General features: G+C 26.6%; 23 protein-coding genes, 1 riboswitch and 1 other annotated feature (1 of these 25 running past the window's edge). Of the genes, 16 read left to right on the forward strand and 7 right to left on the reverse strand.

The window, feature by feature from the left end; translation table 11 throughout:
- The first annotated feature begins 104 nt into the window (after window positions 1-104).
- From KGF36_RS07305 to KGF36_RS07325, 5 genes are all read left to right on the forward strand, one after another.
- Window positions 105-1,805, forward strand: a complete 1,701-nt coding sequence (locus tag KGF36_RS07305; RefSeq protein WP_227827932.1) for a hypothetical protein — start codon at window positions 105-107, stop codon at window positions 1,803-1,805.
- Between the two features lie 168 nt (window positions 1,806-1,973).
- Complete coding sequence (locus KGF36_RS07310) at window positions 1,974-2,591, forward strand: hypothetical protein (protein ID WP_227827933.1); 618 nt, start codon at window positions 1,974-1,976, stop codon at window positions 2,589-2,591.
- 110 nt (window positions 2,592-2,701) lie between these two features.
- A riboswitch (Lysine riboswitch) is annotated at window positions 2,702-2,870 on the forward strand.
- 81 nt (window positions 2,871-2,951) lie between these two features.
- Window positions 2,952-4,145 (forward strand): aspartate kinase, encoded by a 1,194-nt coding sequence (locus KGF36_RS07315; protein WP_227827934.1) that lies wholly within the window; start codon window positions 2,952-2,954, stop codon window positions 4,143-4,145.
- A gap of 17 nt (window positions 4,146-4,162) precedes the next feature.
- Window positions 4,163-5,455, forward strand: coding sequence for a diaminopimelate decarboxylase (gene lysA / locus KGF36_RS07320; protein ID WP_227827935.1), 1,293 nt, complete (start codon window positions 4,163-4,165; stop codon window positions 5,453-5,455).
- Between the two features lie 204 nt (window positions 5,456-5,659).
- The gene (locus tag KGF36_RS07325; RefSeq protein ID WP_227827936.1) at window positions 5,660-6,325 is read left to right on the forward strand and encodes a tetratricopeptide repeat protein; all 666 of its coding nucleotides are present in this window, start codon (window positions 5,660-5,662) and stop codon (window positions 6,323-6,325) included.
- A 148-nt stretch (window positions 6,326-6,473) separates the two neighbouring features.
- Here the strand turns inward: KGF36_RS07325 and KGF36_RS07330 are convergent, their stop codons facing one another.
- Complete coding sequence (locus tag KGF36_RS07330) at window positions 6,474-7,559, reverse strand: AI-2E family transporter (protein WP_227827937.1); 1,086 nt, start codon at window positions 7,557-7,559, stop codon at window positions 6,474-6,476.
- 191 nt (window positions 7,560-7,750) lie between these two features.
- On the opposite strand from KGF36_RS07330, the gene KGF36_RS07335 reads away from it, so the two are divergent.
- The 3 genes from KGF36_RS07335 to KGF36_RS07345 all read left to right on the forward strand — a co-directional run bounded on the left by KGF36_RS07335 (window position 7,751) and on the right by KGF36_RS07345 (window position 10,342).
- Window positions 7,751-8,467, forward strand: coding sequence for a pseudouridine synthase (locus tag KGF36_RS07335; RefSeq protein ID WP_227827938.1), 717 nt, complete (start codon window positions 7,751-7,753; stop codon window positions 8,465-8,467).
- Window positions 8,468-8,509: 42 nt separating this feature from the next.
- Window positions 8,510-9,091, forward strand: a complete 582-nt coding sequence (locus tag KGF36_RS07340; RefSeq protein ID WP_227827939.1) for a class I SAM-dependent methyltransferase — start codon at window positions 8,510-8,512, stop codon at window positions 9,089-9,091.
- Between the two features lie 378 nt (window positions 9,092-9,469).
- The gene (locus tag KGF36_RS07345; protein WP_227435034.1) at window positions 9,470-10,342 is read left to right on the forward strand and encodes a MurR/RpiR family transcriptional regulator; all 873 of its coding nucleotides are present in this window, start codon (window positions 9,470-9,472) and stop codon (window positions 10,340-10,342) included.
- Window positions 10,343-10,528: 186 nt separating this feature from the next.
- On the opposite strand, the gene KGF36_RS07350 is transcribed toward KGF36_RS07345, so the two are convergent.
- Together KGF36_RS07350 and KGF36_RS07355 are read right to left on the reverse strand one after the other, a co-directional pair.
- On the reverse strand, window positions 10,529-10,729 hold the full coding sequence (locus tag KGF36_RS07350; RefSeq protein ID WP_021384215.1) for a cold-shock protein: 201 nt from the start codon (window positions 10,727-10,729) through the stop codon (window positions 10,529-10,531).
- Between the two features lie 217 nt (window positions 10,730-10,946).
- Window positions 10,947-11,123 (reverse strand): hypothetical protein, encoded by a 177-nt coding sequence (locus KGF36_RS07355; RefSeq protein WP_227827940.1) that lies wholly within the window; start codon window positions 11,121-11,123, stop codon window positions 10,947-10,949.
- Window positions 11,124-11,294: 171 nt separating this feature from the next.
- Here KGF36_RS07355 and KGF36_RS20385 point away from each other — a divergent pair, with 171 nt between their 5' ends.
- Complete coding sequence (locus tag KGF36_RS20385; RefSeq protein ID WP_413840398.1) at window positions 11,295-11,831, forward strand: hypothetical protein; 537 nt, start codon at window positions 11,295-11,297, stop codon at window positions 11,829-11,831.
- Window positions 11,768-12,211, forward strand: coding sequence for a hypothetical protein (locus KGF36_RS20390; protein ID WP_413840396.1), 444 nt, complete (start codon window positions 11,768-11,770; stop codon window positions 12,209-12,211). The genes KGF36_RS20385 and KGF36_RS20390 overlap by 64 nt, the downstream gene beginning before the upstream one ends.
- Before the next feature lie 48 nt (window positions 12,212-12,259).
- Here the strand turns inward: KGF36_RS20390 and KGF36_RS07365 are convergent, their stop codons facing one another.
- Together KGF36_RS07365 and KGF36_RS07370 are read right to left on the reverse strand one after the other, a co-directional pair.
- Window positions 12,260-12,475, reverse strand: a complete 216-nt coding sequence (locus KGF36_RS07365) for a helix-turn-helix domain-containing protein (protein ID WP_227827941.1) — start codon at window positions 12,473-12,475, stop codon at window positions 12,260-12,262.
- 10 nt (window positions 12,476-12,485) lie between these two features.
- The gene (locus KGF36_RS07370; RefSeq protein ID WP_227841609.1) at window positions 12,486-12,953 is read right to left on the reverse strand and encodes a DUF2975 domain-containing protein; all 468 of its coding nucleotides are present in this window, start codon (window positions 12,951-12,953) and stop codon (window positions 12,486-12,488) included.
- 139 nt (window positions 12,954-13,092) lie between these two features.
- Here KGF36_RS07370 and KGF36_RS07375 point away from each other — a divergent pair, with 139 nt between their 5' ends.
- Window positions 13,093-13,581 carry a DUF2975 domain-containing protein gene (locus tag KGF36_RS07375; protein WP_227840546.1) on the forward strand — a complete coding sequence of 163 codons (489 nt, stop codon included), beginning with the start codon at window positions 13,093-13,095 and terminating at the stop codon, window positions 13,579-13,581.
- A 380-nt stretch (window positions 13,582-13,961) separates the two neighbouring features.
- On the opposite strand, the gene KGF36_RS07380 is transcribed toward KGF36_RS07375, so the two are convergent.
- Complete coding sequence (locus KGF36_RS07380) at window positions 13,962-14,660, reverse strand: alpha/beta hydrolase (protein ID WP_227827944.1); 699 nt, start codon at window positions 14,658-14,660, stop codon at window positions 13,962-13,964.
- Between the two features lie 264 nt (window positions 14,661-14,924).
- Here KGF36_RS07380 and KGF36_RS07385 point away from each other — a divergent pair, with 264 nt between their 5' ends.
- Window positions 14,925-15,482, forward strand: a complete 558-nt coding sequence (locus KGF36_RS07385; protein WP_227854655.1) for a TetR/AcrR family transcriptional regulator — start codon at window positions 14,925-14,927, stop codon at window positions 15,480-15,482.
- Window positions 15,483-15,640: 158 nt separating this feature from the next.
- Here KGF36_RS07385 and KGF36_RS07390 read toward each other — a convergent pair whose 3' ends face one another.
- Window positions 15,641-16,120 carry a GNAT family N-acetyltransferase gene (locus tag KGF36_RS07390; RefSeq protein ID WP_227841610.1) on the reverse strand — a complete coding sequence of 160 codons (480 nt, stop codon included), beginning with the start codon at window positions 16,118-16,120 and terminating at the stop codon, window positions 15,641-15,643.
- 300 nt (window positions 16,121-16,420) lie between these two features.
- Between KGF36_RS07390 and KGF36_RS07395 the strand changes: the two genes are divergently transcribed.
- The 4 genes from KGF36_RS07395 to KGF36_RS07410 all read left to right on the forward strand — a co-directional run bounded on the left by KGF36_RS07395 (window position 16,421) and on the right by KGF36_RS07410 (window position 18,718).
- A complete protein-coding gene (locus tag KGF36_RS07395) occupies window positions 16,421-17,179 on the forward strand; it encodes an N-acetyltransferase (RefSeq protein WP_227827947.1) in 759 nt (252 codons plus the stop codon).
- 213 nt (window positions 17,180-17,392) lie between these two features.
- Entirely contained in the window at window positions 17,393-17,827 is a 435-nt protein-coding gene (locus KGF36_RS07400) for a hypothetical protein (protein ID WP_227841611.1), read from the forward strand.
- Window positions 17,828-17,858: 31 nt separating this feature from the next.
- A complete protein-coding gene (locus KGF36_RS07405) occupies window positions 17,859-18,053 on the forward strand; it encodes a hypothetical protein (protein WP_227841097.1) in 195 nt (64 codons plus the stop codon).
- A gap of 164 nt (window positions 18,054-18,217) precedes the next feature.
- Entirely contained in the window at window positions 18,218-18,718 is a 501-nt protein-coding gene (locus tag KGF36_RS07410; protein ID WP_227841096.1) for a GNAT family N-acetyltransferase, read from the forward strand.
- Window positions 18,719-18,798: 80 nt separating this feature from the next.
- Window positions 18,799-19,009: a binding site (T-box leader), on the forward strand (it continues 3 nt past the right edge of the window).

Here is a 19,009-nt window from a genome sequence, read left to right on the forward strand (position 1 = left end):
AAGTATAAAGATATCTTAATACATAATAAATATGATAAATATTTATTTTTTGTAAATATATGGATATAATAGTAATAATAATATTTTATAGAGAGGAGTATTAAATGAAACGATATCTTAAAACATATGGAGTTTCACTCATAATTGTAGTAATTTATGCATTTATTAAATTACCTGTACTTAGACTAGATTTCACATCTTTATTTTCAGTAGGAATAATATTTTTTGTTGTAGCAGGAATATTAGATATGATGCTAGATAGAAATGAAAGAACATCTAAACTTGCTAAATATAATTTTTCAATAGCAATAGCTTTACTTGTGTATGTCGTAGTTGTACCTTTTATAGCTTCTACACCTGTACTTCATGCAAAAGCCTATAAAGACTTATTAGGAAAGGTGACTGAGAGTAAATTTAGTGATGATATGAGTCCTGTCAGCGTAAATGACATTCGTCTTGTAGATGAAGACATGGCCATGAAATTAGGTGATAAAAAACTTGGAGAAGTTCCAGCTATAGGTAGTGTATCAAAATTAGGAAAGTTTCATATACAAAATGTGGATGGAGAGTTGTACTGGGTAGCACCTCTTGTGCATAGAGATATAATTAAATGGGTGACATCTTTAAGTGGTACAAGTGGATATGTGAAGGTGTCAGCAAGTAATCCTCAAGATGTTCAACTAGTTCAAGAAATAGATGGAAAACCAATAAAAATAATATATCAACCAGAAGCTTATTTACATCAAGATTTACAAAGACATTTATACATACATGGTATTGTAAATGTTGGCATGACAGATTTTACGCTTGAAATAAATGATGAAGGAAGACCTTATTGGGTTGTAAGTTTATATGAACATAAAATTGGTTATGGAGGAGCAAATGCCACAGGCATAGCTACTGTTGATGCAGAAACTGGAAAAATAAATGTCTATAATGTTAAAAATACACCTAAATGGGTAGATAGAATACAACCACAAAAATTTGTAACAGACCAAATTCAAGACTGGGGTGTTTATGTCAATGGATTTTTAAATTCTGTTATATCAGAAAAAGGAGTACTAGTGCCAACAGAAGGGACATCGCTAGTCTATGGAAATGATAATAGGTCATATTGGTATACAGGTATAACATCTTCTGGTGGAGATGAATCTACAATTGGATTTATGCTTGTTGACTCTAGAACTAAAGAAGCTAGACTGTATAAGCAGCCAGGAGCAACTGAGACAGCTGCGATGAAATCAGCTGAAGGTAATGTTCAAGAAAAGAATTATGAAGCTACATTCCCTGTAATGTACAATATATTAGGTCAACCAACATATGTATCATCTTTAAAAGATAAAGCTGGTCTTGTAAAGAGAGTAGCCTTTGTATCTGTTGAAGATTATAATGTACTTGGTATAGGAGAAGATAAAAATGAAGCTTTAAGAAATTATAAAGATTCATTAGAATCTAAAGGCAATGACTTAAAACTTGATAATGATATGAAAGATGAAGTTATAGAAGGGGTAGTAACTAGAATAAGTCCTGATGTGCGAGGAGGAAATACTAATTATTATGTGACTTTAGATTCTAATAAGGAGATAATATTTAAAGCTACCTCAAAAGTATCTAGCGAATTACCATTGACTCAAGTTGGAGACAAAGTCAAAATATCATATTCAAAAGAAGAATCTAGTGTAATTGAAATGTCAGAATTTGATAACTTAAACATTGCAAATTTTGATGATAAAAAAGCAAAACAAGAAACAGGAACTAATGAAGATACAAATTCACAAGATTCTGAAAGTCAAAGCAATATGTAACTTAGTAAAAAAATTGTAGATATTGTTTAGTGCATTAATAGCTAGTTTTTATAGAAATAAATTCTATAAAAACTAGCTATTTTATTTTAATTCTTTGTAAATTTAATGTCATAAATTTAATATAATATTAGTACAACTTTGCAAATAATACTTCAAGGAGAATGTACTATGACGAATATGGAAAAAGAGATATTGCTTTTAATTAGCAGGGTTAGATGTGTTACAGAAGCTCAATTTAGAAAGATTTATGGAGACCAAAAAAGATACAATAAAAAAAATTTCAAAAAAACATTGAGAAAAATGTGTAGTGAGTATACACTAAAAAAATATCCATGTGATGTAGATTATCGTAACTATAAGGACCTCTCATATGTTTACTATTTGAATGGTAGTAAGCTTTTTAAGGGAGATGATTTAATAAAGGCTCTAGTAGGGTCAGAACTAGTTGTTAGAATTAATACTGCAGGTTGTGATGTAAAAAGATTTTACCGAAATGTTAGTGTAGATGATGTGAAATATGATTTATTTATTGAATATACAGATCAATTTGGCAATATAAAGCAGGTCTTAGTAGATGTTGATCTAAATAATGAAATAGATGTTTCTAAATATGAGAATCTCTCTAGAAAGATAGATAAATCTACAATTCCATTTTTTAGAGTACCAAATATTTTGGTGGTTACACCAGATAATTTATCTGAATTAAATGACTTAGAGAGAGAAGATAATGAGTATAGTATAAATTTTATAGATTTAGGATTAAATAAACTATTTAATTGTATATAAGATATTTTTAGAAAATAAATTTTTTGATTTGCCACATTTTGTAAAAAAAATGTTGCAATATTATATAGAATATGATAAAACTATATTAATAAATTAATTAATAATAATGAGCCTAGGGTAGAGGTAGCTATATTCAAGAGTAATCAATAGTAGCTGGTAAGTGTTGATGATTGATGAAAGGGTCTATAGCCGAAGAAAAGTTGTTGACAAACAAGTTTTCTGGACTTATGCAGAATATGCATAAGGCTGTCACTTTTAAAGTGGTGAGCTACAAGGTTACTTGGTCTATGAAGTTCACACGTCCAAAGTATACCTTTGGGCGTTTTTATTTATCAAAATTTAGCTTGAGGGGGAAAAGGCATGAGTATAATTGTCCAAAAATATGGAGGAAGTTCAGTTGCAGATACTGATAAAATAAAGTCAATTGCAGAAAATATAATAGAAAGAAGAAAAGAAAATCCACGAATGGTAATAGTTGTATCTGCTATGGGAAAATCAACAGATGAATATATAAACTTGGCAAAAGAATTGAGTAATGAACCTAGTAAAAGAGAGTTAGATGCTCTAATGTCTACTGGAGAAATGATTTCAGCCTCTTTATTATCAATAGCATTAAATGCACTTGGTTGTAAAGCTATAAGCTATAATGCTTATCAATTAAATATAAAAACAAGTGGACTTCATGGAAAATCTCAAATTGATGATATAAATGTAAATAGAATAAAGAATAGTTTAGATGAAGGGAATGTTGTAATAGTAACTGGATTTCAAGGAATCAATGAAGATGGTGATGTAACTACTCTTGGAAGAGGTGGTTCAGACACATCTGCTGTAGCTCTTGCAGTTAAACTAAATGGTAAATGTGAGATATATACAGATGTTGATGGAATTTATTTTACAGACCCAAGAAAATATTCAAAGGCAAGTAAACTTGATGAGATTGAATATGAAGAGATGCTTGAATTAGCAAGTTTAGGAGCACAAGTAATGCATTCAAGAAGTATAGAGCTTGCACAAAAATATGGTGTTGAAATTTATGTTGGACGTACATGTGGTACAGTAAAAGGAACATATATAAGAGGGGGAAAAGACATGAAATTAGAGGATAAAGTAATAACAGGATTAGCTACTAGTGATGATGATAGCTCTATAACAATAAAAGACTTTAAGGTAGAAAATATATCTAGTTTATTTGAAGATATAGCAATTATGGGAATAAGTGTAGATATGATAAGTCAAACTGCACCTATTTTAGATAAAATAAGTGTGTCATTTACAGTTCCAAAAGAAGAATTAGGAGAGTGCAAAAAGATAGTATCTAAATATACAAATGAAGAACATGTAGTAATTGATAATAACATCACTAAATTCTCTTTAGTAGGTCTTGGTATGAAAAATACTTCTGGAGTTGCTGCTAAAGTATTTAAGATATTTAATGAAAATGGTATAATGGTAAAACTTATAACTACATCAGAAATTCGTATAACTTGTGCCATAAATTCTGATGATAAACAAGTAGCTATTGAGAAAATAGCAGAAGTATTTAATATATAAAACTTAGGGAGGATATTATGAAACTTCATGGAACTATGACTGTAAAAGACAATGAATTATATATTGGAGGGGTAAGCTGTCTAGAGCTTAGTAAAAAATATCAAACTCCATTATATGTATTTGACGAAGACTTAGTAAGACAAAATTGTAGAGAATATATAAAATATTTTAAAGCTAAAGATGGAAAAAATAAAGTTGCTTATGCAGGTAAGGCATTTTTACCTCTCTATATGTGTAATCTTATAAATGAAGAAGACATGTGTTTGGATGTAGTTTCAGGAGGGGAACTATATACAGCTTATAAATCAAATTTTCCTATGGAAAAAGTTTTCTTTCATGGAAACAATAAAACTGAAGAAGAAATAAATATGGGATTAGATTTGGGAGTAGGTAAGTTTGTAGTAGATAATTTCTATGAGTTAGATTTAATTGAAAAATTATGTGAAGAGAAGGGGAAAACTCAAGAAATATATTTTAGAATAACACCTGGCATAGAAGCTCATACACACGATTATATAAAAACAGGTCAAATAGATTCTAAATTTGGTTTTGCTTTAGTAAATGGAGATTTGTTTAGAGCAATAGAAAAATTGAATGATTATACAAATATTAAATTGGTAGGTCTTCATGCTCATATAGGTTCACAAATATTTGATGTAGAACCATACATAGATACAGTAGATATAATGATGAACTTGGTAAAAGAAATAAAAGAAAAATTTAATATACAGTTGACAGAAATTGACTTAGGCGGGGGTGTAGGTGTTTATTATAGTAAAGGTGATAAACCTAAAACTATAAGAGAATTCTGCGAAACTATAATCACTAAAGCAGAAAATTCCTGTAAAGAACTTGGAATAGAAGTACCTACATTGGTAATAGAACCAGGAAGATCAATAGTTGCAAATGCAGGAAGTACATTGTATACAGTAGGTTCAATAAAAGATATAAAAGATGTTAGAGTTTATGTAAGTGTAGATGGAGGTATGACAGACAATGTAAGACCTTCACTATATCAAGCTAATTATGAATGCAGTATTGTAAATAAGATTAACCATGAAACTATGAATCATGTAACAATAGCAGGCAAATGTTGTGAAAGCGGAGATATATTAATTGGAGATATAGATATAATGGATATAAAAAGTGGAGATGTACTTATAACAACATCAACAGGTGCATATGGATATTCAATGTCTTCAAATTATAATAAAATACCAAGAGCAGCAGTAGTGTCAGTATTTGATGGAGATGCCAAGATAATTTGTAAAAGACAAAGTTATGAAGACTTATTATCTTTAGAAATATAGAATAAGAATTAAATATTGAATTTTAAAATAAGTAGATTATATGATATATCTATAGATTTAAACTAATTTTTAGTTTGTTATAGTTATTCAAGTTATATCTACTTATTTTCTGTTTTATTAACAATTTTCTTGTAATAAATATAAAATATTTTAAAAACTTCCTGATTATGATAAAATTTAAAGTATATGACAAGGAGGGATTTAATGAGAGGAAGAGTAATTTTATTGATATCGATATTATCTATATTTCTTGTAGGATGTTCGTTTAATAAAAAAGATGAAATAAGTTCAACTGAACAAGGAAAAATATATTTAGAGAAACATGATTATAAAAAAGCGATGGAAGCATTATCCTCTGCATTAGAAGAAGATAGCGCTAATGAAAATGCAAGAGCTATGTATGTGCAATCTATGAGAATGTTAAATGTAGATGAATTTGAAAAAGATACAAATTATGAGGATGCAATTAAAGAACTTAAGCTTATAGAGAAAATCAAAAACGGGTCCTCTGTTATTAAAAATGAAGCATCTAAAAAGAAAGAGGAATTGACTAAATTAGAAAAAGAACAGAATGAAGCAGAGGAAGAAAGAAAGAAAAAGGCAAAAGATACAGCTGGAGAAGATAGGTATAGAGTGGAATCAGAAGCAAAGAAATCTTCCTATAGTGAAAAGAGTAAAAATAATAAATCTAATTCCAAAAACAAAAATACAACTTCAAATAATAACAAAGATGTAACTAACAATGATTCTTCTCAAAATCAAGAAAAACCAAATACAAGCAATCCAACACCGACACCAACTCCACCTTCATCAGAAAATAGCGGAGGGTCAGATAGTGGTGGAAATTCTCAGAACTCAAATAATCAGTAAATGTAAAGTATTACATATAAACAATTAAAACTTTGTATCAGTAAATGAAATTAACTCTTAGCATATATTCTTTGCCAAGAGTTAATTTCATTTTTTTATAGTAATGTAATAGATAATAATTAATTTTTAAAATTATAAAAGACAGAAATTATTGCAATCTCTTGTCAATATATTTATCAATAGAAGTTTTTACAACAGCAGCTACAGGTACTGAAAGAAAAACACCTATAAAACCAAAAAGAGACTGTCCTATTAAAATCGCAGAAATTATCCATATAGCTCCTATTCCAACTTGATTGCCCATAACCTTTGGTTCTATGAAATTTCCATCTAGTTGTTGTAATATAAATATAAATACGATAACCCATATGGTTTTTTGTGGACTGTATAAAATTGTCATAGCTACTGGAGGTATAGCTCCAATAAATGGGCCTAGATAAGGTATTATATTTGCTAAAAATATTATTGAAGCTAAAAATAAAGCATTTTCTATTCGAATGATAAATTGAAATCCTATAAATGCAATTATACCAATAATAAGAGAGTCTAAAATTCTACCAATTAAATAATCATAAAAAATATCATGGGTAGTTCTAAAAAATTCTATAATGTCATCAGCTTTGTTTCTAGTAGTAGAAGAATATAGTAATCTTTTAAATCCTAATGCAATTTTTTCCTTATCATATATAATATATATAGATAATATAAAGCCCATTACCATACTAAATAGCATAGATGATATGCTAAGTGTATAGATTAAAAAGTTTTTAGGAATTCTACTAATAAAATTACTAGCTTCTTTTAATGCATTATCTAAGCTATGTTGTATATGAGGAATTAGAGCTTTTAAAAAATCTATGTTTGACATATTTTTTTCTATAAAATTATTTATATAATCAGTGTAAATAGGCATTTCATTTATCAATCTATTTAATGTATTGGCTATTGAAGGAATTAGCAATCTAATACCAAAAGCTAAAATAATACCTATCAATATATAAGATAAAAAAATGGATAAAAGCCTATGTGTTTTAAATTTTATTTCAAAAAGCATTACAAGAGGATTTAAAAGCAAAGCAAGTAAAATCGCTAGTAAAAATGGACTAAAAAAGCTTAATAATCCTTCAATGCTAGATATAAAATCTGCTGGAGTATTAATAAATTTAAAAAATAAAATTCCAATAAACACGACTATTAAATAATATTTTACAGTTTCTTTTGAAATAATAATCACTTCCTTAAAATAGTGTTTAATCAGCTATTACATATTAATAGTATGTGAAAAGAAATTACAATTATTTAGGAAAATTAAATAATTTTTTGGCTTGTTTTTAATTAAGGTCTAGTATAGTATAATAATGTAACAAAATTAACATTGATAAAAATATTAAATAACATATAATTTAAGATAAGAAAGGATTATGTATGAGAATTAATAAATATATAGCTTCTTGTGGAATTGCATCTAGAAGAAAAGCAGAAGAAATCATTCTTGAAGGAAGAATAAAGGTAAATGGAAATATAGTAAAAGAACTATCTTTTAATATTGATGAAGAAAAAGATATAGTAGAATTTGATAATAAAGCAGTAAAGCCAAGCGAAAATTATGTCTATATAGTATTGAATAAGCCAGAAGGTTATATAACTACTGTAAAAGATCAGTTTAATAGACCAAGTGTAATAGATATATTAAAAGATGTAAAGGAAAGAGTATATCCAATAGGAAGGTTAGATTATGAAACAAGTGGGCTTTTGATACTTACTAATGATGGAGATTTAACATATAAACTTACTCATCCAAAACATGAAATTAATAAAACTTATGTGGCAAGTGTAAAAGGAATTATAAATAAGGATGAAATAAGAAGTTTTGAAAAAGGACTAAAAATAGAAGATTACACAACAGCACCTGCTAAAATTAGAGTAACTAAGGAAAATAAAGAAAAGAATTATTCAGTATGCGAAATAACAATACATGAAGGAAGAAATAGACAAGTAAGAAAAATGTGTAAAGCTATAAATCATCCAGTTTTAAACCTAAGAAGAATTTCTGTAGGGAAAATAGTATTAAAAGATATAAAAATTGGCGAATATAGATATTTAACGGAAGACGAAATAAAATATTTAAAATCAATAAAATAGCATGAAAATGAAATGAAGTTAATAGCAGGGAGAAATGATATTATGGCATATGCAAAACATTTAACTAAAATTACAGATATAAATAAATTTTATTTAGAAAATATTATTAATAAAGGTGATATAGCAATAGATGCTACCATGGGAAATGGTTATGATACAAAGTATTTGGCTGAAAAGGTTGGAGAAGAAGGCTTTGTGTATGCATTTGATATACAAGAAGAAGCTATAAAATCTACAAGAAAAAAATTAGAAAAAGAAGGATATATAGATAGAGTAAAATTAATACTTGATGGTCATGAAAATATAAATAAATATGTAAAAGAAGAAGTTTCATGTGTTTTATTTAATTTAGGATATCTTCCAAGAGCAAAACATCTAATTATAACTAAACCAGATACAACTTTAAAAGCTATAAAGTCTAGCTTAGAAATATTAAAAGAAAATGGAATAATAAGTATTGCTATATATACAGGACATGATGGAGGTCAAGAAGAAAAAGATAGTATATATAATTTTGTAAATAATTTAAATCAAGATGAATTTAATGTTTTAGAATCTAAATTTTTAAATCAAGTCAATAACCCACCACAATTGATTTTAATTGAAAAGAAAAAATCACAATAAACACTAAAAAAAACTTGACAAGATTCTATTAAGAGTTAATATATATATTGTAACCTTTTAAAAATACTTTAAATAATAAGCATATGATAATTTGCTTTCGAAGTAAGAGATATTCTTAAATATGCAGAATAAAATATTTAACTTTTAAATGAGTAAAAATTGAAAATTTTAAAAGAAATATTGAACAAATCTTAAAAAATGCAAGGAAAAATGGTATAATAAATTTAATCGAAAATACTATGTGAAGTATAAGGTACAGAAAAGTTAGAATTTTATGAGTTTAAGAATCTGAGATAAAAACTAAAATAATAAAATTTTTAGAAAAAATAGTAGTAGTCATAAAAAGAAAATAGTTTAGATAACTAAAAGGAGAAAAAAATGGAAGAAACAAATGAAATGAAAGATAGTAAACATTTGATATCAAATATACAATCTCAATATACGAGGTTAAGTAAGGGTCAAAAACTTATAGCACAATATATTTTAAATAATTATGATAAGGTTGCATTCATGACTGCATGCAAATTAGGTGAAACTGTAGGAGTAAGTGAATCTACTGTTGTAAGATTTGCAAATGCTCTGGGCTATAGTGGGTATCCAAAATTACAAGCTGCACTTCAAGAACTCATAAAAAATAAATTAACTACAGTACAAAGAGTTGAAATGGCACATGATTATTCCGATGATTTTGCAATATTGAACAAAGTTTTAAAGAGTGATATAGATAATATAAGATCAACATTAGAAGAAATTGATGAAAAAGCATTTAAAGAAGCTTCGAATAAACTTTTAAAGGCAAGAAAAATATATATACTTGGTATGAGAAGCTCTTTTGTAGTAGCTCAATACCTAGGTTTTTACTTAGATATAATACTTGATAATGTCCATATAATTAGAATGGATATGGGAGATGCTTTTGAACAGATTGTAAGAATAAACGAAGAAGATGTTATAGTTGCAATTAGTTTCCCACGTTATTCAAAAAAATCTTATCAAATTGTCAATTATGCTAAGGAAAAAGGAGCACATGTAATTTCATTAACAGATAGTTTATTTGCACCAGTGGCAGCACTTGCAGACAATACTCTTTTGGTTAAGAGTAATATGGCTTCATTTGTAGATTCACTAGTTCCAGCACTTAGTATTTCAAATGCTCTTGCTATATCTGTTGGAATGAAAGAAAAAGAAGATATTAAACAGCACTTCGATGACTTAGAGCAAATCTGGAAGAGATATTCTGTATATGAGTAAAGCTTGTATATTAATAAGTAGGATTAATTATTAAAAGTCTCAAATCTAGCAGTGTTTGAGTAAAAATTCTATAAAAAAACTGACTGACATTTAACTGGCAGTCAGTTTTTTTATTTAAATAAGATTTTGCTTAAATTATCAATAAAAAAAGACCCTCAAAAGAGTCTTTCCCGAAAAATCTATATATTATAATATAGTTATATTTTCTGCTTGAGGACCTCTAGCGCCTTTAACTATATCAAAGCTTACTTGTTGACCTTCTTCTAATGATTTAAATCCTGAAGTTTGTATAGCTGAGAAATGAGCAAATACATCATCTCCACCTTCTATTGATATAAATCCAAATCCTTTTTCATTATTAAACCATTTCACTATTCCATTATTCATTTAAAAATACTCCTATTAACCTATATCAAGATATACTTGATTTAATTGTGTATTACTACAAATACTATTGTATCATAGATTAATAGAAATGTCTATTCAATTATATTTTTTAGTTAACATTTTTGGTTATTATTAATCTTAAAAATATATTTAAGAGCTTTGTATTAATATAAAAGTAGATAAAACTAAAAAGGGTTTTCTAGAAAATAAAGCCTATCTAATTATACTTACTTACCAATACCATAACTTGATGCAAGCAGGATTCTACCACATTTTCTCCATACTCTAGTATAAAATCATCTAACTGTGTATCTATAAAATCACAATAATCATATGAACTGCCAATATAAGCAGTTAACATATGTGTACATCTACCCATTTTATCTCTAAACATATATTATTATCCCCCTAAAAAACTTTCATAAAAACAAAAAGAAAATATCTTTTTGGCAACTGGCTGAATAATTTAGGAGTCCCCCTTAAATTTACTTACTTTCATTATAAAGAATACTTATAATAGTATATACATTTTGTAAATAATGAATATGCTAAAAGAGCTGGAATAATGTTTGATGAAAGTTTAAACCCTGATATACATTCACTAAGAATGACAATACTTTATGGATTAAAAGGAATAAGTGCTTATGGGCATCAGGCTAGAGAGCTTGTATATTATAATAATCAAGTAGATGAATTTTATTTTAGAGCACTATCAGCAATTACAGATGATGATATTTCTTTAGAGAACTTAATAACATTAACTCTTAAGACAGGTGATATGAGTGTTGCTGTAATGCAAAAATTAGATGAACCTAATACTACCATTTATAAAAACCCAGAACCTCATAAGGTAAATGTAAAGATAAAAAAAGGACCTTTTATAATAGTTTCAGGACATGATTTAAAAGATTTAGAAATGTTACTTAAACAAACAGAAGGAAAAGGGATAAATATATATACTCATGGAGAAATGATTCCTTGTCATGGATATCCAGAATTAAATAAATATACTCATTTAGTAGGTAACTTTGGAGGAGCATGGCAAGACCAGGAAGAAATTACTATACCGAGTTTGCTAAACAAGTTCCTAAAGATTGTATAATTTTAACACTTGCATGCGGAAAATATAGATTTAATAAGTTAAACTTTGGAGAAGTAGCTGGGTTTCCTAGGTTGCTAGATGTTGGTCAATGTAATGATGCTTATTCAGCAGTAAGAATAGCTTTAGCTTTAGCTAATGCATTTGATACAGATGTGAATAGTCTTCCTCTTTCAATAATATTATCATGGTATGAGCAAAAATCTGTAGCAGATTTATTAGCATCATTATCACTAGATATAAAAAATATTTATTTAGGGCCAAGTTTACTAGCATTTATAAGTCCAAATGTACTACAATATTTAGTTGATACATTTAATTTAATACCTATTAGTACACCTGAAAAAGATTTGGCAACATGTCTAAATGTTCCAGCAAAATAGTAAAGACTATAGGTGATAATCAAAAAGAGTGTTTTAGACACTCTTTTCTTAATCATCATCATCTTCTACATATTCAAGTATATCACCTGGTTGGCAATCTAAAGCTTTACAAATTTCATTTAGAGTGGTAAATCTAATAGCTTTTGCTTTACCAGTTTTTAAAATTGATAAATTAGCATTTGTAATATCTATTTTTTCAGCCAAATCTTTAAGTGATATTTTTCTTTTTGCCATCATTACATCTAGATTAACTATAATTGCCATAATATCACCTCTATATCGTTAAATCATTATCTTCTTTTATTTTTATAGCTTTATTAAATGTTTCAGCAATTACAAAACACATTAGTGCAAATATAAAAGAGATGACCATAAGTGGTGAAATTCCTCCACTATCAGCTCCAAAAACTCTTATATTACTGGTATTCAAACTATAACCATTGATACATTCAATTATAGTATTTATCAATAAGCAATATCCCATTATTTTAAATCTCTTTACATTTTCAAGCATGAAAGGTGAGTATTTAGTACTATTAATTATAAAAGTTAAGCATAAGATAACTATGAAATAGTTAGAAAAATACATTATTCTAACAACTAAAATAAATAATTTTTCAAAGTTAAAATCATATAAAAACATAGGTATCATACACATGAATAGTATACCAGATACACTTAAAATTACTAGTATAAAGTATAAAAATACTGATAGAATCTTGTTAAAAAGTCTTGTAATCATTAAATATCATCTCCTTAATATAATGTATATTATTGATTATAATATATAATTTATTGTTTTTCAATAATAAATTATTGACATAGAATATAAAAATATTATAAAATGTATATAAATAAGAATATTAAGGTGGTAAGTTTATATGAAAAAGAATATAAGTTCTAAAATATTGAATAATATTGTGCTAGTTGGAATAATTTTGACTTTATTATCACTTATTTTAACACCATTAGCACTGACAGCGTATTTTAAAAGTAGTTTGGAAATTACAAATACAAATATGCCAACTATAATGTCAATAGCTATATATATATGTGCTATTCCGTATGTTGTATCATTATTTATGTTAAAAAGATTATGTAAGCTAGTGGCAATAAATAATCCATTTTCAGAAGAGATACCTAAAAACTTAAAAAAAATATCCATCTGTGCATTTAGTGAAATTTTTATATTCAACTTTGTAGTGATAATATTATATTATTGTTATGATATATACTTATATGCAATTACTATAATACCTGTAGTTATAGTATCATTTGTTTCATTATCAATAGGATTTCTAGCTTTAGTTCTATCAATTTTATTCAATAAAGTTATTGAAATAAAAGATGAGAATGATAAAACAATATAATAAATTTATACACTAATATGTTTATTAAAAATATTTTAGGTTGATTTTATTAGATTTAATTTTAATTAATACTATAGCTGTAAAGTATATTAATAATACATAAGAGATTAGATTTTATAGATAATTAGATTTTATTAGTAAAAATAAGTTAAAAGTATACAACACAGAAAGAAAAAATAGTGATAGAATGTTCTATCACTATTTTTTCTTTCTATGTTAATTTGAGTATACAATACTTTTTTCTAGATTAAGAGTTTTAAAAGTATCTTTTATAATAATTAATTTATTGCTTACCTGCTTATTTTAATAATACTAAGATAAAGTGAATTGATATAGTAATTGCTCTAATTTATATGAAAACAGTAATGATAAGATTATCTTTACTTAAACAAAGTATTTATCCATTCATTTAATACTTTTAATTGCTCTTGTGTATTAAACCAATGCTCGCCGTTTTCTATAACTGTTAAATTGCAATTAAAATGGTGTGTAAATTTCTCTACCACACTTAGTTCTGTAAGTTCATCGTGTTTACCATATAGTATTCTTGTTGTAGTATTCCATTTAGTAATAGGATGTTTTTTGACATATTGTAGATATTCCCATGAGAGTGTATGACCAAATGAAGTTGGAATAATTAGTTCATGTTTAAGTTGTTCTTCTGATACATTTGCCCAAAGCATCATATTAGAGATAAGCTGTTTCATATCAAGAATTGGAGATACAAAAACACACTCTTCCAGATTCTCATTTTCAAAACTCAACATACTAAACCATGCACCAATACTATTTGCATATAATGAAATTTGATTCCAGTTAGATTTTGCATATTTCATTATAGTTAATAGCTCTGGAACAACATTCCATGGGTCAAACGAAATGTTTTCTTCTTTACGTTCTCCATGTTTAGGTAAATCAATACTTAAAACCTGCCATCCATGATTAACAGCAATATTAGCAAAAGTTTCGGCTTCTTCTTTATAACCACATTGTCCGTGTATGTAAATATACAATTTGTTTGACGAATTTCCCCAAAGAATTGAAGGAATTCCATGAATTTGAAAATATTTCTTTTCCATAAAAATCTCCTCTCAGTTTAATATATAGTATCTATTTATGTATCTATTAAACTATAAAATTATACTGTAATATTCTAATTTAATTATCTATAATACTAAATTAATTAGTTATAATACTAATATAATTAGTATTATATTAAACTAAAATTAAATTGTCAACATTGCATTTAATATAAAGTGTTTTATAAGTCTTAATTGTTGACGAAGCTAATTAGATTAGTTAAACTAATAAAGTAATTAATTTTAGTTGAGAGAGGTATAATCATGCGTGTTAGTAGAGATATAGTAATACAGGTAGCATCTGATATAGCTGATAAAGATGGGCTTAACAAGCTTTCTTTAAAAGTTGTTGCAGAAAAACTAAGTATACGTACACCATCTTTGTATAATCATATAGAGAGCTTAGATGATTTATTGAGAGAGATTGCTCATAGTGGAATGAGGAAAATGAATAAACAGATGGAGAAAGTTGCTATTGGTGATTCTGGAGATACAGCTATAAAATCTGTAAGTATTGCATATTTTAACTTTATAATTGCTCATCCTGGGGTTTATGAAACAATTCAATGGGCTATTTGGCATGGAAACAGTGAAACATCAGAGATATTTGAAGACTATAAATCGCTATTAGAAAAACTTCTTCTTTCTTGTAATTTAAGAACAAAGAATATAGATGAAGTATTAAATTTGTTGATGAGTGTGATTCATGGATACTCAACTTTGCAACTTGGAAAAGCTCTTTTAAATTCAGAAGAAGCTATAAAAGGTCTATCTGACACTATTGATACTGTACTATTAGGTGTTCATAAAAAGTATGACTAAGTATATCACTAAATATTAATGTCTTTGTTAGTAGATTCTTTTAAAGTATATTACTTAAAAATTTAAAGAGAAATAGTGTAATTTTAAAATTTAATTTAAAAGCAAATCAACTTTAAAAACTTTAAGTGGATTTGCTTTTAATATATTTTTTTATTAAATTAGTTTGCTATTGATAGCTTCATTGGAGTAAAACGTATGCCATTGACAATCTGTTCAACATTAGTATCTTTAAATCCTAATTTATGGTAAAATTCAATAGCATAAGGTGATGAATTTACAGTTATTTCAGTTAAATCATCTTTGTTTTCAGTAAAATACTTTACACCTACAGCCATTAATTTTTTTGCAACACCACGTTTGTGATAATTTTTATCTACAAATAACATACATATATGATTTAGGCCTCTGATAGCTAAAACCCCAATTAACTTTTCACAATCAAAACAGCCCCAAAAGAAAATAGATTTTTCTTTGACTTTTTCAATAATAGAGTTATATTCTATAAATTCATGGAATGACTCAATTCCCTCAGCACAATAATCTGGAGACTCAAATTCTTCAAATACATTCCAAATTAAATTTAATGCATTTCTAATATCATGCTCTTTTAATTCTCTTATTAGGTACTTTTCATACATTATAAACAACACCTCTATTATTAAAAATTTTCTTATAATTATATACCTTAAATATATTTATTTCAATATAAATTATTTTATTAATTTTTAATTTAAAGATGATTAATAAAATAATCTATATACAATATACTTAGAACATAAAAATTTATTTAATTTTACATACAATTTAATAATAAAAATAAATTTGAAATAATCTAAAATGAAAATATATATGACATATAAGTGTCATATATATAATAGTACAATAAAGATATACTATATACATGAAAACTATTTTGTAAAGAGAAAAGGAGAGACAATATGCAGATTATAGATATAAATTTAAACAATATTGACAATGAACATATATGTTGTGCAATTACTGAAAAAAAGGGAGAAAACTGTGTTTCTTCTAAAAAATCTTGGATGAAAAGCAATTTTGATAAAGGCCTTGTATTTAAAAGGTTAGATGAAAGAGGTAAAGTTTTTATAGAATATATTCCAGCAGAAAATGCATGGTGTCCTATTACTGCAAATAATTATATGTATATTAATTGTTTCTGGGTATCTGGAAAATTTAAAGGACAAGGATATTCTAATTTATTACTACAAAAATGTATTGATGATGCAAAGTCAAAAGGAAAATATGGGCTAGTTGTACTTTCATCTGAAAAAAAACTACCTTTTTTATCTGATTCTAAGTATCTAAAATATAAAGGATTTTATCTGGCAGATACATCAGAACCTAGTTATGAACTATTGTATTTTCCATTTACTAATAATGTACCTATTCCATGCTTTAAAGATTGTGTAAAACAAAGCAAACCAAAGGAGAATGGGATAGTTTTATATTATAGTAATCAGTGTCCACATACTGCAAAATATGCTCCTATTTTGAAAAAAATTGCGAATGCTAGAGGTATTGAAGTAAATCTTATAAAATTTGAAACAGCAAAAGAAGCACAAAATGCTCCTGCGCCATTTACTACATATAGTCTTTTTTTCAATGGGAAATTTATAACTAATGAGATATTTTCTGAGAAAAAAATCGAAAATTTTTTAGATAGTAAAGGTTTTTAAAACTCAATTAAAATAAGATATAAATATTGTAATTTTAAATTGTGATATTTTATAATTTAATGTATTTTAGATGTCTATTAAATTCTAATCTATATACTTAAGGTATCCCATGAATTTACTATTTATTATGATTATTGTGGTATAGTGTTGAGTAGATGAAATTTTGTTAAATATTGGAATGTAAATAAAATATATTAAGAGAGGGTAATTATTATGAATAAAAGTATTAACACAAAAATTATATCTGCTGGAATGGTTATATCTATGTTAATTACAGGAACTGCATATGCACAAGAAAATTCAGAAACTAGTAAAGATAATTACAGTATTGATAAAAGTAATATAAGAGTTGAAAATCCAATAGATATACATAATTTGTGTGGTGGATGGGCAAATATTAGGTTGCTAAACGAAGATGACTTGAAAGTGTTTAATGAAACTAAAGGAACATTGCTAGGTGTTGAATATGAGCCACTTATTGTTTCTACTCAAATTGTAGCTGGAACAAATTATAAATTTATTTGTAAGGCTGAGACAGTTTCAAGTACACCTAAAAAGTATTTAGCAGAGGTTAATATTTTTAAACCTCTTCCTTTTGAAAAAAATAATAAAGCAATAATAAAAAGTATTAATAAAATTAATGAATAAAAATATAATAAATTATAGTAGGGAATTCTCAATGGATATAGTATCTATTTTAACCAATATAGACATAAAGAAGTTGAATGACTTTTATAGTGGAAAAGTAACTCTACATTATGATGAGTTAATACTTATAAATAGTGTCATTATAATGTCATTTGCAGATACATTTAAAACTACTAAGTATAGTCATGATATGATAATTAAGACTCGCAAAAAAGATATTGAGTAGTAAAATTTATAGCCTGCTAGAAAATATAGAACTAATAAATGAAAATTCATGTAATAGACGAGGTTTTATCATATTAAAAAGAAAATCAATAGAAAGACTATTGTTGTGTCTGATTAAGAGTTCTTTGATAACAATTTTAGTCCTTCTCTTAAAAAGGAGAAAAAATGATATTAAAAACAAAAAGATTAACTTTAATTCCACTATCACTTCGTCAACTTGAACTTTGGACTTCCAATAATGCAGAATTAGAAAAGGAATTGGATTGCATTTATTGTGCAGAACCAATGATTGGGTTTTTTTATGATATTGTAAAAAGACAATTAGATATTGCTAAAAAAGATGAAAAAAATATATTGTTTTATACATTTTGGTTTATTATGCTAAATGAAAACCGTACAATTATAGGATTAGCTGATTTTAAAGATGTACCAAATTCTTATGGTGAAATTGAGATTGGTTATGGCCTAGGTGAAGATTATAAAAAACAAGGATATATGACAGAAGCTGTTAAAAAGATATGTAGTTGGGGATTAAGTCAACAAAATGTTTCTTCTGTGATAGCTGAAACTGATGCAGACAATACAGATTCACAAAATGTTTTATTAAGATGTGGTTTTAAGTTATATCGTAACTCAGATACAAAATGGTGGAAATTAACAATCTAGAAAAAATTTCCAAAAGTTTATAAATAATATTGACAAACTACTAAAAATAAATTATTATATAAAACAACAAGAAAAGAAATTGAAATCCTATGAAAAAGAAAGTAGCATAAAAGGATTTGATAGAGAGCTAGGGATGGTGGAAGCCTAGTAATGAATTTTATTGTGAATAGAGCTTTGGAGGAAGTTACCAGAACTAGGAGTATGGTAATTGGTGAGTCTCGCCTTAAGAGATTAGAGTGGGTAAGATTATCTTATCAATTAGAGTGGTAACGCGGGTGTATATTCGTCTCT

The organism is Clostridioides sp. ZZV14-6009, assembly GCF_020658095.1.
Classification (GTDB): Bacteria; Bacillota; Clostridia; order Peptostreptococcales; family Peptostreptococcaceae; genus Clostridioides.

Bases quoted from the DNA above. Each gene is read 5' to 3' on its own strand.
- KGF36_RS07345 (WP_227435034.1), top strand. From the start codon at position 9,470: ATGGAAGAAACAAATGAAATGAAAGATAGTAAACATTTGATATCAAAT.
- KGF36_RS07400 (WP_227841611.1), top strand. From the start codon at position 17,393: ATGAATAAAAGTATTAACACAAAAATTATATCTGCTGGAATGGTTATA.
- KGF36_RS07385 (WP_227854655.1), top strand. From the start codon at position 14,925: ATGCGTGTTAGTAGAGATATAGTAATACAGGTAGCATCTGATATAGCT.
- KGF36_RS07395 (WP_227827947.1), top strand. From the start codon at position 16,421: ATGCAGATTATAGATATAAATTTAAACAATATTGACAATGAACATATA.
- KGF36_RS07365 (WP_227827941.1), bottom strand. From the start codon at position 12,475: ATGGCAATTATAGTTAATCTAGATGTAATGATGGCAAAAAGAAAAATA.
- KGF36_RS07305 (WP_227827932.1), top strand. From the start codon at position 105: ATGAAACGATATCTTAAAACATATGGAGTTTCACTCATAATTGTAGTA.
- KGF36_RS07335 (WP_227827938.1), top strand. From the start codon at position 7,751: ATGAGAATTAATAAATATATAGCTTCTTGTGGAATTGCATCTAGAAGA.
- KGF36_RS07310 (WP_227827933.1), top strand. From the start codon at position 1,974: ATGACGAATATGGAAAAAGAGATATTGCTTTTAATTAGCAGGGTTAGA.
- lysA (WP_227827935.1), top strand. From the start codon at position 4,163: ATGAAACTTCATGGAACTATGACTGTAAAAGACAATGAATTATATATT.
- KGF36_RS07375 (WP_227840546.1), top strand. From the start codon at position 13,093: ATGAAAAAGAATATAAGTTCTAAAATATTGAATAATATTGTGCTAGTT.
- KGF36_RS07370 (WP_227841609.1), bottom strand. From the start codon at position 12,953: ATGATTACAAGACTTTTTAACAAGATTCTATCAGTATTTTTATACTTT.
- KGF36_RS07410 (WP_227841096.1), top strand. From the start codon at position 18,218: ATGATATTAAAAACAAAAAGATTAACTTTAATTCCACTATCACTTCGT.
- KGF36_RS07350 (WP_021384215.1), bottom strand. From the start codon at position 10,729: ATGAATAATGGAATAGTGAAATGGTTTAATAATGAAAAAGGATTTGGA.
- KGF36_RS07390 (WP_227841610.1), bottom strand. From the start codon at position 16,120: ATGTATGAAAAGTACCTAATAAGAGAATTAAAAGAGCATGATATTAGA.
- KGF36_RS20390 (WP_413840396.1), top strand. From the start codon at position 11,768: ATGGCAAGACCAGGAAGAAATTACTATACCGAGTTTGCTAAACAAGTT.
- KGF36_RS07380 (WP_227827944.1), bottom strand. From the start codon at position 14,660: ATGGAAAAGAAATATTTTCAAATTCATGGAATTCCTTCAATTCTTTGG.
- KGF36_RS20385 (WP_413840398.1), top strand. From the start codon at position 11,295: ATGTTTGATGAAAGTTTAAACCCTGATATACATTCACTAAGAATGACA.
- KGF36_RS07355 (WP_227827940.1), bottom strand. From the start codon at position 11,123: ATGTTTAGAGATAAAATGGGTAGATGTACACATATGTTAACTGCTTAT.
- KGF36_RS07315 (WP_227827934.1), top strand. From the start codon at position 2,952: ATGAGTATAATTGTCCAAAAATATGGAGGAAGTTCAGTTGCAGATACT.
- KGF36_RS07325 (WP_227827936.1), top strand. From the start codon at position 5,660: ATGAGAGGAAGAGTAATTTTATTGATATCGATATTATCTATATTTCTT.
- KGF36_RS07340 (WP_227827939.1), top strand. From the start codon at position 8,510: ATGGCATATGCAAAACATTTAACTAAAATTACAGATATAAATAAATTT.
- KGF36_RS07405 (WP_227841097.1), top strand. From the start codon at position 17,859: ATGGATATAGTATCTATTTTAACCAATATAGACATAAAGAAGTTGAAT.